Annotated in this window: 10 protein-coding genes; 5 read left to right on the top strand and 5 right to left on the bottom strand. The window is 70.1% G+C overall.

All coding sequences use genetic code 11. From position 1 onward, the window contains the following. The first annotated feature begins 24 nt into the window (after window positions 1-24). Window positions 25-1,071 carry an ABC transporter permease gene (locus ACZ52C_RS20245; RefSeq protein WP_469076007.1) on the top strand — a complete coding sequence of 349 codons (1,047 nt, stop codon included), beginning with the start codon at window positions 25-27 and terminating at the stop codon, window positions 1,069-1,071. A gap of 15 nt (window positions 1,072-1,086) precedes the next feature. Next, window positions 1,087-2,262, top strand: a complete 1,176-nt coding sequence (mtnK, locus tag ACZ52C_RS20240) for an S-methyl-5-thioribose kinase (protein WP_469076006.1) — start codon at window positions 1,087-1,089, stop codon at window positions 2,260-2,262. Here the strand turns inward: mtnK and ACZ52C_RS20235 are convergent. The 5 genes from ACZ52C_RS20235 to ACZ52C_RS20215 all read right to left on the bottom strand — a co-directional run bounded on the left by ACZ52C_RS20235 (window position 2,248) and on the right by ACZ52C_RS20215 (window position 8,192). Then, entirely contained in the window at window positions 2,248-2,823 is a 576-nt protein-coding gene (locus ACZ52C_RS20235; protein ID WP_469076005.1) for an SMI1/KNR4 family protein, read from the bottom strand. The genes mtnK and ACZ52C_RS20235 overlap by 15 nt on opposite strands. Window positions 2,824-3,027: 204 nt before the next feature. After that, complete coding sequence (locus ACZ52C_RS20230) at window positions 3,028-4,644, bottom strand: glycerol-3-phosphate dehydrogenase/oxidase (RefSeq protein ID WP_469076004.1); 1,617 nt, start codon at window positions 4,642-4,644, stop codon at window positions 3,028-3,030. 54 nt (window positions 4,645-4,698) lie between these two features. Continuing rightward, window positions 4,699-6,237, bottom strand: a complete 1,539-nt coding sequence (glpK, locus tag ACZ52C_RS20225; RefSeq protein ID WP_329897663.1) for a glycerol kinase GlpK — start codon at window positions 6,235-6,237, stop codon at window positions 4,699-4,701. A 100-nt stretch (window positions 6,238-6,337) separates the two neighbouring features. Next, a complete protein-coding gene (locus tag ACZ52C_RS20220; protein WP_469076003.1) occupies window positions 6,338-7,135 on the bottom strand; it encodes an MIP/aquaporin family protein in 798 nt (265 codons plus the stop codon). A 292-nt stretch (window positions 7,136-7,427) separates the two neighbouring features. Beyond that, complete coding sequence (locus ACZ52C_RS20215) at window positions 7,428-8,192, bottom strand: IclR family transcriptional regulator (protein ID WP_469076002.1); 765 nt, start codon at window positions 8,190-8,192, stop codon at window positions 7,428-7,430. 394 nt (window positions 8,193-8,586) lie between these two features. Here ACZ52C_RS20215 and metH point away from each other — a divergent pair, with 394 nt between their 5' ends. The 3 genes from metH to ACZ52C_RS20200 all read left to right on the top strand — a co-directional run bounded on the left by metH (window position 8,587) and on the right by ACZ52C_RS20200 (window position 14,970). Further along, entirely contained in the window at window positions 8,587-12,126 is a 3,540-nt protein-coding gene (gene metH, locus ACZ52C_RS20210) for a methionine synthase (RefSeq protein ID WP_469076001.1), read from the top strand. Between the two features lie 129 nt (window positions 12,127-12,255). After that, on the top strand, window positions 12,256-12,960 hold the full coding sequence (locus tag ACZ52C_RS20205; protein ID WP_469076000.1) for an HAD family hydrolase: 705 nt from the start codon (window positions 12,256-12,258) through the stop codon (window positions 12,958-12,960). Between the two features lie 405 nt (window positions 12,961-13,365). Beyond that, window positions 13,366-14,970, top strand: coding sequence for an ABC transporter substrate-binding protein (locus ACZ52C_RS20200; RefSeq protein ID WP_469075999.1), 1,605 nt, complete (start codon window positions 13,366-13,368; stop codon window positions 14,968-14,970). Window positions 14,971-15,013: the final 43 nt, after the last annotated feature.

The following is a 15,013-nucleotide window of genomic DNA, read 5'->3' as shown; positions in this document are numbered from 1 at the left end:
ACCAGGAAGTCCGAGGAAGCACCCATGACCACTACCCAGAGCACCGAGGTCCCCACCAAGGCGGCGCTCCCGCCCGCCACCTCCACCGCCGTCCGCGTCCAGAACGCCGTCATCAAGTACGGCTTCATCTTCGTCACGGTCGCGCTCTTCGCGTACTTCGCGCTCAGCGAGGGCTCCTTCCGCGAGTCGGCGACCCTCCTCGACACCCTCCGGTACGTCTCCGTCGCCGCCATCCTCGGCCTCGGTGTCACCCTCACCATGGCCGTCGGCGGCATGGACATGTCCGTGGGTGCGGTCGCCGGCCTCGGTGTCTCGGTCGCCGCCCAGAGCATGGTCGTCTTCAACCAGATCGGCACGGTCGCGATCCTCGCCGTCCTCGCGGCGGGCGCCCTCGCGGGCCTCCTCAACGCCCTGCTGATCGTGGTGCTGAAGATCCCCGACATGCTGGCCACGCTCGGCACCATGTTCGTCATCCAGGGCACCAAGCTGATCCTCGTCGACGGCCAGTCGATCACCCCCGGCATGACCCTGGAGGACGGCACCACCGCCCCCGGCAAGTTCACCGCCGGCTTCCTGAAGATCGACCGGGGCACGGTCCTCGGCGTCCCGATCTCCGTGCTGATCTTCGGCGCGCTCACCGTCGTCGCCTGGGTCTTCCTGGCCCGCACCCGCTGGGGCCGCGTCTTCTACGCGATCGGCGCCAACCCCGAGGCCTCCCGGCTGGCCGGCATCCGCGTCGGCGCGTACCGCGCGCTGGCGTACGTCCTCTCCGGCGTCCTCGCCTCCGTCGGCGGCCTCATCCTGGCCTCCCGCATCGGCCAGGGAGACGTCAGCGCGGGCACCTCCCAACTCCTGGAGGCGGTCGCCGTCGCCCTCGTCGGCACCTCGGTCCTCGGCCGGGGCCGCCCCAACGTCTGGGGCACCGCCCTCGGCGCGGTCCTCATCGGCATCATCACCACCGGCCTCACCATCAAGGGCCTGCCCTACTACACCCAGGACGTCGTCGAGGGCGCGGTCCTCATCCTCGCCCTGGTCTTCAGCTTCACGTTGTCCAAGCGCCGCACCGCATAAGGGAGTTCACCGACCATGGGCTACCGCATCCTGGAGACCGACGACATCCCCGCGTACCTGCGCGAGCGGGGCCACTGGCAGGACGTGGACGACATCACCGTCCGCGAGGTGTCGGACGGCAACGTCAACCGGGTCTTCCTCGCCTCGAACCGCGACGGCACCCGCAGCCTCGCCCTCAAGCAGGCCCTGCCCTGGGTCCGCGTCGCCGGCCCCTCCTGGCCGCTGAGCCCCGACCGCTCCGACGCCGAGGCCCGCGCGTACGAGCAGCTCGCGAAGGTCGCCCCCGACGAGATCCCCGGCATCCACGGCTACGACCCCGAGAACCACGCCCTCGTGATGGAGGACCTCTCCGACCTGGAGGTCCTGCGCACCCTCCTCAACGAGGGCGCCTCCTACGGCCCGCACACCTCACCCCAGATCGGCCGTCTCGTCGCCCGGCTCTCCTTCGCCACCAGCGACTTCGGCATGACCTCCGCCGACCGCAAGGCGCTGCTCGCCGCCTCGGTCAACCCCGAGCTGTGCAAGATCACCGAGGATGTCGTCCTCTCCGAGCCGTACATCGAGCACGAGCACAACCACTGGCACCCTGGCCTGGACGACCTGGCCACCGCCTTCCGGGCGGACACCGTGCTGCGCACCGAGGTCGCCGATCTGCGCCATGCCTTCATGACGAGCGCCCAGGCCCTCCTGCACGGAGATCTCCACTCCGGCAGCGTCATGGTCGGGACCCGCGCGGGCGCCCATCTCGTGCGGGTCTTCGACCCCGAGTTCTCCTTCGTCGGCCCCATCGGCTTCGACCTCGGCCTGTACTGGGCCAACGCGCTGGTCTCCGAGGAACGGGCCCGCGCCCTGGGCACCCTGACGGACCACGGCGACCAACTGCGGCTCTCCTGGGCGGCCTTCGAGACCGAGTTCCGCAGTCTGTGGCCCACCCGCGTCGACACCTTCTTCGACGACGCCTACCTGGACCGCTTCCTGACCCGCGTCTGGACGGAGTCCCTCGGCTTCGCCGGCACGGAACTCGTCCGCCGCATCATCGGCTTCGCCCACCTCACGGACCTGACGACCCTGGACGACCCGGTCCCGGCGTCGCGCCGGGCGCTGCTGCTGGGCCGTGAACTCATCCTCCGTCGTACGGAGCTGACCTCACCGGACGCCGTCCGCGACCTCGTCGCCTCACCACTCGGCTGACTCGGCGTCGAACCACTCCTTCCCGGCGGCCCAGTGCGCCACCCAGCCGCCGAAGCCGGGCGCGGAGGTCGTATGCCCGAACTCCGCGCCGAACGGCATGGCACCCACGTCGGTGACGTGCCATATATGTCCCCGATGGGGGCCGGTGACGACGAGATGCCAGTTCATGGCGCAGCCGTCCGTGCCGAGCACGATCGAGCCGTGGTGGTGGACCTTGTCGACGGCTTCGTGCCAGTCGTCGTCGTACGGGCCCTCATCCTCCTCCCACAGCCAGGGCGCGGTGAGCGGGAACGGCTCGCCGAGGGCCCGGTCCTCGCCGCCCTCGCCCCAGTCCGCCGGCAGCTCGGCCGGCCCCATGAGGCCGTACTCGGGCGGCCCCTGCGAGGAGCCGTCGGAGATCTCCGCCACGAACGTCCGGTACGGCTCGGGGAGCACCACCGAGTGTTCCGCCTCGAAGGCGCGCACGGCGGCCCAGCCGAGCGCCGACCTCGCGTTGTCGTCGACGGCGAAGGCCGCGCGCAGGGCGGCCAGTTCGGCGGGGTCGGCGTGATCGATGTCCATGCGGTCATGAAAGCACCCGGCACTGACAACCGGCCCGGCGGCAGCGGCAGCGGCAGCGGCAACGGCGGCAAAGGCGAAAGCGACAAAGGGGCGGCTCCGTCGAGGGAGCCGCCCCTTTGCCGTGGTCCGGCCCCAGAGCGGAAGGGGGGCCGACCCTCTCGATGCCGGCCCCGGTCAGGGGGAGGGGCCGGCACCGACATCCGGTTACTTCTTGTCGAGCAGGTCCTGGACCTTCGCGCGGACCTCGTCCGTCGCCAGGCCCCGTATCGTCAGCGTCGTCCGGCGGCGCAGGACGTCGTCGGCCGTCTCGGCCCACTCGGTGTCGCGGGCGTAGACGACCTGCGCCCAGATCTCGGGCGCGTCGGGGTGGACCCGCTCGCCCAGCTCGGGGTTCTCGTTGGCGAGGCGGGCGATGTCGAAGGCGAGCGAACCGTAGTGCGTGGCCAGGTGCCGTGCCGTGTCGGCGCCCATCCGCGGGCCCGGCGCCGGACGGTCCACCAGCAGCCGGTGCGCGACCGCGCGCGGGTTGGCGACACCCGGCAGCGGCAGCTTCTTCGGCAGCGAGGCCACCGGCTCGAAGTCCTCGCCCAGCGGGTGCCCGGGCAGCGCCTCCAGCTTCTTCATGATCGTGCGGCCGATGTGCCGGAACGTCGTCCACTTGCCGCCCGCGACGGACAGCATGCCGCCCCGGCCCTCGGTGACGACCGTCTCCCGCTTGGCCTTGGCGGTGTCACCGGGCCCGCCCGGCAGCACCCGCAGACCGGCGAAGGAGTACGTGATCAGGTCACGGTCGAGCTGCTGGTCGCGGATGGAGAACGCGGCCTCGTCGAGTATCTGGGCGGTGTCCTTCTCGGTGACCGCGACATCCGCCGGGTCGCCCTCGTACACCTCGTCGGTCGTACCGAGCAGCAGCATGTCCTCCCAGGGGAGGGCGAAGGTGATGCGGTACTTGTCGATCGGGGTGGCGAGCGCGGCCTTCCAGGGCGCGGTCCGCTTCAGCACCAGGTGCGCGCCCTTGGACAGGCGGATGGAGGGGGCCGCGTCAGGGTTCTCCATCCGGCGCAGGTGGTCGACCCACGGCCCGGTCGCGTTCAGCACCAGCCGGGCGTTGACGCCGAACTCGTCGCCGGAGAGCCGGTCGCGCAGCTCGGCGCCGGTCACCCGGCCCTTGGTGAAGCGCAGCCCGGTGACCTCGGCGTGGTTCAGGACGACGGCACCCGACTCGACGGCCGCGCGGACCGTCATCAGGGCCATCCGGGAGTCGTTCATCTGGTCGTCGCCGTACACCGCGACGGCCTTGAGGTTGTCGGTGCGCAGCTCGGGCACGTCCTGCGCCGCCTTGGCGGGGGAGAGCAGGTGACCGACGCCGTCACCGAAGGCGGAGAGCGCGGAGTAGGCGAAGACGCCCGCCCCGAGCTTCGCCGCGCCGTGCGGCCCGCCCTTGTACACGGGGAGGTAGAACGTGAGCGGGTTCGCCAGGTGGGGGGCCACCTGGCGGGAGACCGCACGGCGCTCGAAGTGGTTCTCCGCCACCAGCTTCACCGCGCCGGTCTGCAGATAGCGCAGACCGCCGTGGAGCAGCTTGGAGGAGGCGGAGGAGGTGGCGCCGGCGAAGTCGCCGGCGTCGACCAGGGCCACCCTGAGCCCGGACTGCGCGGCGTGCCAGGCGGTGGAGATGCCCAGGATGCCACCGCCGATCACGAGGAGGTCGTACGACGCCTTGGAGAGCTGCTCCCGGGTCTCGGCACGGCTCGGGTTCGAGCCGGACGCCGGGCGCGTCCCCAGGGCAGGCAGGGTCTGCAGGGTGGTCTGACTGGTCATGTCGGGTTCTTACTCCTCATCAGAGCCGGTACGGAGCCTTCGCGGGCCCCTGACTCAGCTCTCGTCCTCGATCCAGCCCATGGTCCGCTCGACGGCCTTGAGCCAGCTCTTGTACTCGCGGTCGCGGGTCTCCGCGTCCATACGGGGGGTCCACTCGGCGGCCCGGCGCCAGTTGGCGCGCAGGTCGTCGGTGCTGGTCCAGAAGCCGACGGCGAGACCGGCGGCGTAGGCGGCGCCGAGGCAGGTCGTCTCGGCGACCATCGGACGGACCACGGGGGCGTCCAGGAAGTCCGAGAGGGTCTGCATCAGCAGGTTGTTGGAGGTCATGCCGCCGTCGACCTTGAGGGCCGCGAGCTCGACGCCCGAGTCCTTGGTCATGGCGTCCGTGATCTCACGGGTCTGCCAGGCGGTGGCCTCCAGGACGGCGCGCGCGAGGTGCGCCTTGGTGACGTACCGGGTGAGACCGGCGATCACACCGCGGGCGTCGGAGCGCCAGTACGGGGCGAACAGACCCGAGAAGGCCGGCACGAAGTACGCGCCGCCGTTGTCCTCGACCGAGAGCGCGAGGGTCTCGATCTCGGCGGCGGTGGAGATCAGGCCCATCTGGTCGCGCATCCACTGCACCAGCGAACCCGTGACGGCGATCGAGCCCTCCAGGGCGTAGACCGGCTTCTGGTCGCCGATCCGGTAGCCGACCGTGGTCAGCAGGCCGCTGTAGGAGTTGATGATCTTCTCACCGGTGTTCAGCAGCATGAACGTGCCGGTGCCGTACGTGGACTTGGCCTCGCCCTCCTCGAAGCAGGTCTGGCCGAACAGGGCCGCCTGCTGGTCGCCGAGCGCGGAGGCGACCGGGATGCCGCCGAGCAGGTCGCCGAGACGGCCGCCGGTGACCTCGCCGTACACCTCGGCGGAGGAGCGGATCTCGGGGAGCATCGACAGCGGGACGCCGATGGACTCGGCGATCTTCTCGTCCCACTGCAGCGTGTGCAGGTTCATCAGCATGGTGCGGGAGGCGTTGGTGACGTCGGTGTAGTGCTTGCCGCCGTCGACACCGCCCGTCAGGTTCCAGATGACCCAGCTGTCCATGGTGCCGAAGAGGATGTCGCCGGCCTCGGCGCGCTCGCGCAGGCCCTCGACGTTGTCGAGCAGCCAGCGGGCCTTCGGACCGGCGAAGTACGAGGCCAGCGGCAGACCGGTCTCGCGGCGGAAGCGGTCCTGGCCGACGTTGCGGCCGAGCTCGCGACAGAGGGCGTCGGTACGGGTGTCCTGCCAGACGATGGCGTTGTGGACGGGCTCACCGGTGTTCTTGTCCCAGAGCAGCGTGGTCTCGCGCTGGTTGGTGATGCCGATGGCCTTGATGTCGTCACGGGTGATGCCGGCCTTCTCGATGGCCCCGGCGACGACCTCCTGGACGTTCGTCCAGATCTCGGTGGCGTCGTGCTCGACCCAGCCCGGCTTCGGGAAGATCTGCTCGTGCTCCTTCTGGTCGACGGAGACGATGCGTCCGTCGCGGTCGAAGACGATGCAGCGGGACGAGGTCGTGCCCTGGTCGATGGCGGCGATGAACGGGCCGGCGGTGTGGGCGTCGGTCACGGTGTGCTCCTGAAAGGTCAACTGGTCAACGGGCTGTACGTACGGCGCGTGCTGAGCGTTCCGCGGGACGGGCCCGCGGAACGGCGGCTCAACGGGATTCTCAGACGAATGCGACGTTGTAGAGGCCTGCGGCGAGGGCGGCACCGATCAGGGGGCCGACCACCGGGACCCAGGCGTAGCTCCAGTCCGACCCGCCCTTGTTGGGCAGGGGCAGCAGGGCGTGCACGATGCGCGGACCGAGGTCACGGGCCGGGTTGATCGCGTAACCGGTCGGGCCACCGAGGGACAGACCGATGGAGACCACGACGAGCGAGGTGATCAGGGCACCGAGGGCGCCGAGGCCCTTGCCGGAGTCGTTGAGACCCTGTGTGAGCACGGCCAGGACCAGCACGACGGTGCCGATGACCTCGGTGGCGATGTTCAGGACCGCGTTGCGGACCTCCGGGCCGGTGGAGAAGATGCCGAGCACGGGGCCGGCGCCCTTCTCCCGGGCCTCGACCGACTTGGCCTTGCCCCGCGTCTCGTCGTCACCGACGATCTCCGCGTCGGTGAGGTGCGCCTGGAACTGCCCGTAGTAGGCGATCCAGACCAGAGCGGCACCGATCATGGCGCCGAGCAGCTGCCCGCCCCAGTAGATCGGGACGTCGCCCCACTCGATGCCGTCCTTCTTCAGCGCGAGCGCGAGGGTCACGGCCGGGTTCAGGTGGGCGCCGGAGAGCGGCGCGGAGGTGTAGACGGCGGTGAGAACGGCAAAACCCCACCCGAAGGTGATGGCGAGCCAACCGGCGTTACGGGCCTTGGAGGCCTTCAGCGTGACGGCCGCGCACACGCCGCCGCCGAGCAGGATGAGTATGGCGGTACCGATGGTCTCGCCGATGAAGATGTCGGAGCTGGACACCCGCGACTCCTTTGTCCTTCGTCCAGGGGAAAGAGTTCGGCCCATGGCGTTGTCACACTCTAGCGCGTATTGCCGGTAGGTGTTCGACAATGTCGACCGATGGACGGGAGTCTTGCTCCGGCGTCACAGGCACGTCAAGAGCTGAGTTGTCGAAAACGGGATCGTTATTGATCGAAACGGCCCGTTGATCTTGGGGTCGCTGCTATGGGCGTACACGCGCGCACGGCGAAGGCCGGGACATCGGGGGATGTCCCGGCCTTCGCCGTGTCGTGCCCGCGGGTGCGGAGGGCGGTCAGAACCGTCCGGCGCCCAGGTCCCGCGAGACCGCGCGGGCGCAGTCCCGCACGGCCGCGATCAGCTCCGGGCGCAGCTCGCCGTCGCGGCACAGCCGCTCCACGGCGCCGGTGACGCCGACCGCGCCGACGGGCATCCGCCGCCGGTCGTGGATGGGCGCGGCGATCGACGCCACGCCCTCCCAGGTCTCCTCGACGTCCGCCGCGTACCCGCGTGCGCGGGTGAGGTCCAGAACGTGCTCGAAGTCGGTCAGCGCGTGCACGGTCCGGTCGGTGAACGCCTTGCGCTCGCTCTCCAGCACCTCGCTGTGGGCCACCGGGTCGTAGGCCGACAGGACCTTGCCCAGGGCCGTGGAGTGCAGCGGCTGCATGGCCCCTATCTCCAGGACCTGCCGGCTGTCGTCGGGCCGGAACACGTGGTGCACGATCAGCACGCCCTGCTGGTGCAGCACCCCCAGGTGGACGCTCTCACCGCTGGAGCGGGCCAGGTCGTCCGTCCAGACCAGCGCGCGCGCCCGCAGTTCATGGACGTCGAGGTACGTCGTCCCGAGCCGCAGCAGCTCGGCCCCCAGCTGGTAGCGCCCCGAGGCGTCGTCCTGCTCGACGAAGCCCTCCTGCTGGAGCGTGCGCAGTATGCCGTGGGCGGTGCCCTTGGCGAGGCCCAGCGAGGAGGCGATGTCCGACAGGCCGAGCCGCCGTTCGCCGCCCGCGAGCAGGCGCAGCATCGCGGCCGCCCGTTCGAGCGACTGGATGTTCCGTGCCATCGCCGTCCTGCCTCCGTCCCCTTCGGCCGCCGTACGCGACTGAACTTCCATCGTTCGGCAATGTCGAACACTACCGGTCGTTGCCGACCTCCCGCTAATGGCCGTCACCAGCTTTTCGGCCACGCTCGCCGTGCGGTGGCGTTCACGTGCCCGTCCGGTGTCCGTCCGGTGCCCTCTGGAGCGCACATGTGGCCGTGGAGTGTCCGAAGCGTGCCGGAGGGGTGTCCGACGTTCTTTCCGTCGTCGGAGTAAACCGCACCCGAGCGGGTGCGCCACGCCGGTCCGCCCCGTGGACGCCCCTGACCATCCGTGCCCCGCCGGGCTAGGCTTGCCGCGTGCGCCTTCCGTGGGAGGGCGCAAAGCCGACAGCCGTCGCACTCCAGGGAGCAGCTCCATGGCCTCGTCGCCGAACACGTCCCTCACGTCCGCCGCCGCAGGCCGGGCCCGATCCGAGGCCCTCCGCGAGGCCCTCGCCACCCGTGTGGTGGTCGCCGACGGCGCGATGGGCACGATGCTGCAGGCGCAGGACCCCACCTTGGAGGACTTCCAGCAGCTGGAGGGCTGCAACGAGGTCCTCAACGTCACCCGTCCCGACATCGTCCGCTCGGTGCACGCCGCGTACTTCGACGCGGGCGTCGACTGCGTCGAGACCAACACCTTCGGCGCCAACCTCACCGCCCTGGGCGAGTACGACATCCCCGAGCGCACCGCCGAGCTGTCCGAGGCCGGCGCCCGCATCGCCCGCGAGACGGCCGACGAGTACGCCGCCCGCGACGGCCGTCAGCGGTGGGTGCTGGGCTCCATCGGCCCCGGCACCAAGCTGCCGACCCTCGGTCACACCACCTTCACCGCCATCCGCGACGCCTACCAGCAGAACGCCGAGGGCCTGCTGGCCGGCGGCGCCGACGCGCTGCTGGTGGAGACCACCCAGGACCTGCTGCAGACCAAGGCCTCCGTCATCGCCGCCCGCCGCGCGATGGAGACCGCCGGATACGACGTCCCCCTGATCGTGTCCGTGACGGTCGAGACGACCGGCACCATGCTCCTCGGCTCCGAGATCGGTGCCGCGCTGACCGCGCTGGAGCCGCTCGGTATCGACATGATCGGCCTGAACTGCGCGACCGGCCCCGCCGAGATGAGCGAGCACCTGCGCCATCTGGCCCGCCACTCCCGCATCCAGCTCTCCTGCATGCCCAACGCCGGCCTGCCGGTGCTGACCAAGGACGGCGCCCACTACCCGCTGACCGCGCCGGAGCTGGCCGACGCCCAGGAGAACTTCGTCCGCGAGTACGGCCTCTCCCTGGTCGGTGGCTGCTGCGGTACCACTCCGGAGCATCTGCGTCAGGTCGTCGAGCGGGTGCGGGACCTCGCCCCCACCGCCCGTGACCCGCGCCCCGAGCCGGGCGCCGCCTCCCTCTACCAGAGTGTGCCGTTCCGTCAGGACACCGCCTACATGGCGATCGGTGAGCGGACGAACGCCAACGGTTCGAAGAAGTTCCGCGAGGCCATGCTGGAGGCCCGCTGGGACGACTGTGTCGAGATGGCCCGCGACCAGATCCGCGAGGGCGCCCACATGCTCGACCTCTGCGTCGACTACGTGGGCCGCGACGGCGTGGCCGACATGGCCGAACTCGCGGGGCGTTTCGCCACCGCCTCCACCCTCCCCATCGTGCTGGACTCCACCGAGGTGGACGTCATCCGGGCGGGGCTGGAGAAGCTCGGCGGCCGGGCGGTCATCAACTCCGTCAACTACGAGGACGGCGACGGCCCCGAGTCCCGCTTCGCCAAGGTCACCCGCCTGGCGCAGGAGCATGGTGCGGCGCTGATCGCGCTGACCATCGACGAGGAGGGCCAGGCCCGCACCCCGGAGAAGAAGGTCGAGATCGCCGAGCGGCTGATCGGGGATCTGACCGGGAACTGGGGCATCCATGAGTCGGACATCCTCATCGACACCCTGACCTTCACCATCTGTACCGGTCAGGAGGAGTCCCGCCGGGACGGCATCGCCACCATCGAGGCGATCCGCGAGCTCAAGCGCCGCCACCCGGACGTGCAGACCACGCTGGGCCTGTCGAACATCTCCTTCGGCCTGAACCCGGCCGCCCGGATCCTGCTGAACTCGGTCTTCCTCGACGAGTGCGTCAAGGCCGGACTCGACTCCGCGATCGTGCACGCCTCGAAGATCCTGCCGATCGCGCGGTTCAGCGAGGAGGAGGTGCAGACGGCTCTCGATCTCATCCACGACCGCCGCGCCGAGGGTTACGACCCGCTGCAGAAGCTGATGGCGCTGTTCGAGGGCGCCACCGCCAGGTCCCTGAAGGCGGGCAAGGCCGAGGAGCTGGCCGCCCTGCCGCTGGAGGAGCGTCTCAAGCGCCGCATCATCGACGGCGAGAAGAACGGCCTGGAGGCCGACCTCGATGAGGCCCTCCAGACCCGCCCCGCCCTCGACATCGTCAACGACACCCTCCTGGACGGCATGAAGGTCGTCGGTGAACTCTTCGGCTCCGGCCAGATGCAGCTGCCGTTCGTCCTCCAGTCCGCCGAGGTCATGAAGACCGCGGTCGCCCACCTCGAACCGCACATGGAGAAGGTCGAGGGCGACGAGGCCGGCAAGGGCACCATCGTGCTGGCGACGGTCCGCGGTGACGTGCACGACATCGGCAAGAACCTGGTCGACATCATCCTGTCCAACAACGGCTACAACGTCGTCAACCTCGGCATCAAGCAGCCGGTCTCGGCGATCCTGGACGCCGCCGCCGAGCACCGCGCGGACGTCATCGGCATGTCGGGCCTGCTGGTGAAGTCCACGGTGATCATGAAGGAGAACCTTCAGGAGCTGAACCAGCGCGGCCTGGCCGCCGACTACCCCGTCATCCTCGGCGGCGCCGCGCTGACCAGGGCGTACGTCGAGCAGGACCTGCACGAGATCTACGAGGGCGAGGTCCGCTACGCCCGCGACGCCTTCGAGGGCCTGCGTCTGATGGACGCCCTCATCGGCGTCAAACGCGGCATCCCCGGCGCGCAGCTGCCCGAGCTGCGCCAGCGCCGGGTCAAGGCCACGGCCGGGGCCGGGGCCGCCGTGGTGGAGGACCGCCCGGCGGAGGGCCACGTCCGCTCCGACGTCGCCACCGACAACCCCGTCCCCACGCCCCCGTTCCGGGGCACGCGTGTGGTCAAGGGCATCCAGCTCAAGGAGTACGCGTCCTGGCTGGACGAGGGCGCCCTGTTCAAGGGCCAGTGGGGGCTGAAGCAGGCCCGCACCGGCGACGGCCCGAGCTATGAGGAGCTGGTCGAGACCGAGGGCCGGCCCCGGTTGCGCGGGCTGCTGGACCGCCTCCAGACCGACAACCTCCTCGAAGCGGCGGTCGTCTACGGCTACTTCCCGTGTGTGTCCAAGGACGACGACCTGATCGTCCTGGACGACGACGGCAACGAACGGACCCGGTTCTCCTTCCCGCGCCAGCGCCGTGGCCGCCGGCTGTGCCTGGCGGACTTCTTCCGCCCCGAGGAGTCCGGCGAGATCGACGTCGTCGGCTTCCAGGTCGTCACCGTCGGCTCCCGCATCGGCGAGGAGACCGCCAAGCTCTTCGAGGCCAACGCCTACCGCGACTACCTCGAACTCCACGGCCTGTCCGTGCAGTTGGCCGAGGCCCTCGCCGAGTACTGGCACGCCCGCGTCCGCTCCGAGCTGGGCTTCGCCGGCGAGGACCCCGCCGCGATCGAGGACATGTTCGACCTGAAGTACCGGGGCGCGCGGTTCTCCCTCGGCTACGGTGCCTGCCCCGACCTGGAGGACCGCGCCAAGATCGCGCAGCTGCTGGAACCCGAGCGGATCGGTGTCCAGCTCTCGGAGGAGTTCCAGCTCCACCCCGAACAGTCCACCGACGCCATCGTCATCCACCACCCCGAGGCGAAGTACTTCAACGCCCGGTAGGCCCCCCACACAGGGCCTCAGCCGCATCGAAAGGCGCTTGTCCGCGCGGCGTCGTAGACTGGTCGGTCCACCGCAGGCCGGTTCCCCACCCGGGAACCGGCCTGCTCGTCCCACAAGGAGGTGCGCCGGATGACCACGACGATTCCCGCGCCAGGAACCCGTACGGCCGAAGGCTCGGCCCTCCAGGCCGTGCTCCTGGACATGGACGGCACCCTGGTGGACACCGAGGGCTTCTGGTGGGACGTGGAGGTCGAGGTCTTCGCCGGCCTCGGACACGCCCTCGACGACTCCTGGCGCCATGTCGTGGTCGGCGGACCCATGACCCGCAGCGCGGGCTTCCTGATCGAGGCCACCGGCGCCGACATCACCCTCGCCGAGCTCACCGTGCTGCTCAACGACGGCTTCGAGGCACGTATCGGGCGCACCCTGCCGCTGATGCCAGGCGCCTCCCGGCTCCTCGCCGAACTCGCCGGGCACGGCGTCCCCACCGCCCTGGTCTCCGCCTCGCACCGGCGCATCATCGATCGCGTCCTGACCTCTCTCGGCCCCCAGCACTTCGCGCTGACCGTCGCCGGCGACGAGGTCGAGCGGACCAAGCCGTTCCCCGACCCCTACCTGCTCGCGGCCTCCGGCCTCGGCGCGGATCCGACCCGCTGCGCGGTCATCGAGGACACCGCGACCGGCGTCGCCGCCGCGGAGGCCGCCGGCTGCCACGTCGTCGCCGTCCCGTCGGTGGCCCCGATCGCCCCCGCCGTCCGGCGCACCGTCGTGACCTCGCTGGAAGAGGTCGACCTGCCATTTCTGCACAGCCTCATGGCGATCACGGCCAATTGAAAACGCAAGGAATTCCAAGATCGCGCCCACGGCCCCGCCACGCGGAATTCGACGGGCCGCGATGACTGAATTCCCGCGCAGGGGAATACCTTTCCACCTGTGACGTTGCCCACTTCCCAGGGCCGCCGACGCGGCGGCCTGACGCCCCCGGACCCCGGGTCCGGGGGCGTCAGGCACGCCTTTGTGTCCTGATTGACGAAGCGTGCCCCAAACATTCCGTGGGCACTACACCATTTGCGTCCACAGCCGGTTCCGCAGCGTGATGGGAACTCAACTCCGGTGCGCGCGGGCCCCTCTGGCGGTGCGGGCTAATCTCGTCGCGAGAACATCGCCGTACTTCCCGGGACGCGCTCGCACCACCCCGCCAGCACCCGTCTCGGAACACAGCTCTGGAGAATCGCGAGCATGAACCGCAAGACCTTGGTGCTGCCGGCCGTGATCGGTCTGCTCACCCCGGTACTCGCCGCCTGCGGTGCCACCGACAGCGCGGGCGACAGCGGTGACGCGATCGTCGTCGGCACCACCGACCAGTTCACCGCCTCGAAGGACGCCCCGGCCCCCGTCGACCCGGCCTACGCCTACGACGTCGGCACCTGGAACATCCTCCGCCAGACCGTCCAGACCCTCCTGGTCCAGCCGCGTGGCGACGGCGAACCGGAGCCCGAGGCCGCCTCCAGCTGCTCCTTCACCGACACCGGCAACGAGCGCTACGCCTGCACCCTGCGCGACGGCCTGAAGTTCGCGAACGGCGACCCGATCACCGCCGAGGACGTGAAGTTCTCCATCGACCGGGCCCGCTCCCTCAAGGCCGACAGCGGTGTCTTCGCGCTGCTGTCCACCATCGACCTCGTCGAGACCAAGGGCGACAACGAGGTGATCTTCCACCTCAACAGCCCCGACGCGACCCTCCCGTACAAGCTGTCCACCCCGGTCGCCGGCATCGTCAACCCGGCCGACTACGACAAGGGCAGGCTGCGCGACGGCTTCGAGGTCGACGGGTCGGGCCCGTACACTCTGGACGCCGAGGTCGAGAACAACGAGCTGGTCCGGGCCGTCTTCACCAAGAACCCCCACTACAAGGGGCAGTTGGACCCGAAGAACGACAAGGTCGAACTGCGCTCCTTCGCGAGCGCCGACGCCATGGGCACCGCCCTGAAGAACGGCGACATCGACCTGATGACCCGCACGATGACCCCCGAGCAGATCACCAAGCTCTCCGACGCGGCCGACAGCGACATCGACGTCATCGAGTCCGCCGGGCTGGAGATCCGCTACCTCGCCTTCAACACCGACGCCTCACCGGTCAGGAGCACCGCCGTCCGCCGGGCCATGGCCGAGGTCATCGACCGGGGCGAACTCGTCTCCAAGGTGTACGGCTCCCAGGCCGAACCCCTCTTCTCGCTGGTCCCCGCCGGGATCACCGGCCACTCCAACTCGTTCTTCAACACGTACGGCGATCCGGACGTCGCCCAGGCGAAGTCGACCCTGGAGGCGGCCGGCGTCACCGCCCCGGTCAAGCTGACCCTGCACTACACGACGGACCACTACGGCGCCGCCACGAAGAAGGAGTTCGAACTGCTGAAGAAGCAGCTCGACGACAGCGGCCTGTTCGACGTCACCATCAAGGGCACCCCCTGGTCCACGTTCCGCCCCGCCGAGCAGGAGGGCGAGTACGCCGTCTACGGCATGGGCTGGTTCCCGGACTTCCCCGACGCCGACAACTACCTCGCGCCCTTCCTCGACAAGGACAACTTCCTCGGCTCGCCCTACGCGAACCGCGAGATCCGCGCCAAGCTGATCCCCGAGTCCCGCCGCGCGGCCGACCGTCTCTCCGCCGCGCAGAGCCTCGCCGGTATCCAGGACATCGTCGCCGACGACGTGCCCATCCTGCCGCTGTGGCAGGGCAACCAGTACGTCGCCGCCCGCGACGACGTGACCGGTGCCGAGTACGCCCTCAACGCCGCCTCCACCCTCCAGCTCTGGGAGCTGGGCCGCGGCAGAAGCGACTGACCGGACTTCACCACCCCTCCGGACCAGGGCCGTTCGGCCTCGG

It is taken from the genome of Streptomyces sp. NPDC034049 (assembly GCF_055575575.1).
This window is presented reverse-complemented; position numbering and strand designations above follow the sequence as displayed.

What these genes read in the sequence shown, in the direction of transcription:
- ACZ52C_RS20215 (WP_469076002.1), bottom strand. Translation starts at nt 8,192, where the DNA reads ATGGCACGGAACATCCAGTCGCTCGAACGGGCGGCCGCGATGCTGCGC.
- ACZ52C_RS20230 (WP_469076004.1), bottom strand. Translation starts at nt 4,644, where the DNA reads ATGACCAGTCAGACCACCCTGCAGACCCTGCCTGCCCTGGGGACGCGC.
- ACZ52C_RS20245 (WP_469076007.1), top strand. Translation starts at nt 25, where the DNA reads ATGACCACTACCCAGAGCACCGAGGTCCCCACCAAGGCGGCGCTCCCG.
- mtnK (WP_469076006.1), top strand. Translation starts at nt 1,087, where the DNA reads ATGGGCTACCGCATCCTGGAGACCGACGACATCCCCGCGTACCTGCGC.
- ACZ52C_RS20235 (WP_469076005.1), bottom strand. Translation starts at nt 2,823, where the DNA reads ATGGACATCGATCACGCCGACCCCGCCGAACTGGCCGCCCTGCGCGCG.
- ACZ52C_RS20200 (WP_469075999.1), top strand. Translation starts at nt 13,366, where the DNA reads ATGAACCGCAAGACCTTGGTGCTGCCGGCCGTGATCGGTCTGCTCACC.
- ACZ52C_RS20205 (WP_469076000.1), top strand. Translation starts at nt 12,256, where the DNA reads ATGACCACGACGATTCCCGCGCCAGGAACCCGTACGGCCGAAGGCTCG.
- metH (WP_469076001.1), top strand. Translation starts at nt 8,587, where the DNA reads ATGGCCTCGTCGCCGAACACGTCCCTCACGTCCGCCGCCGCAGGCCGG.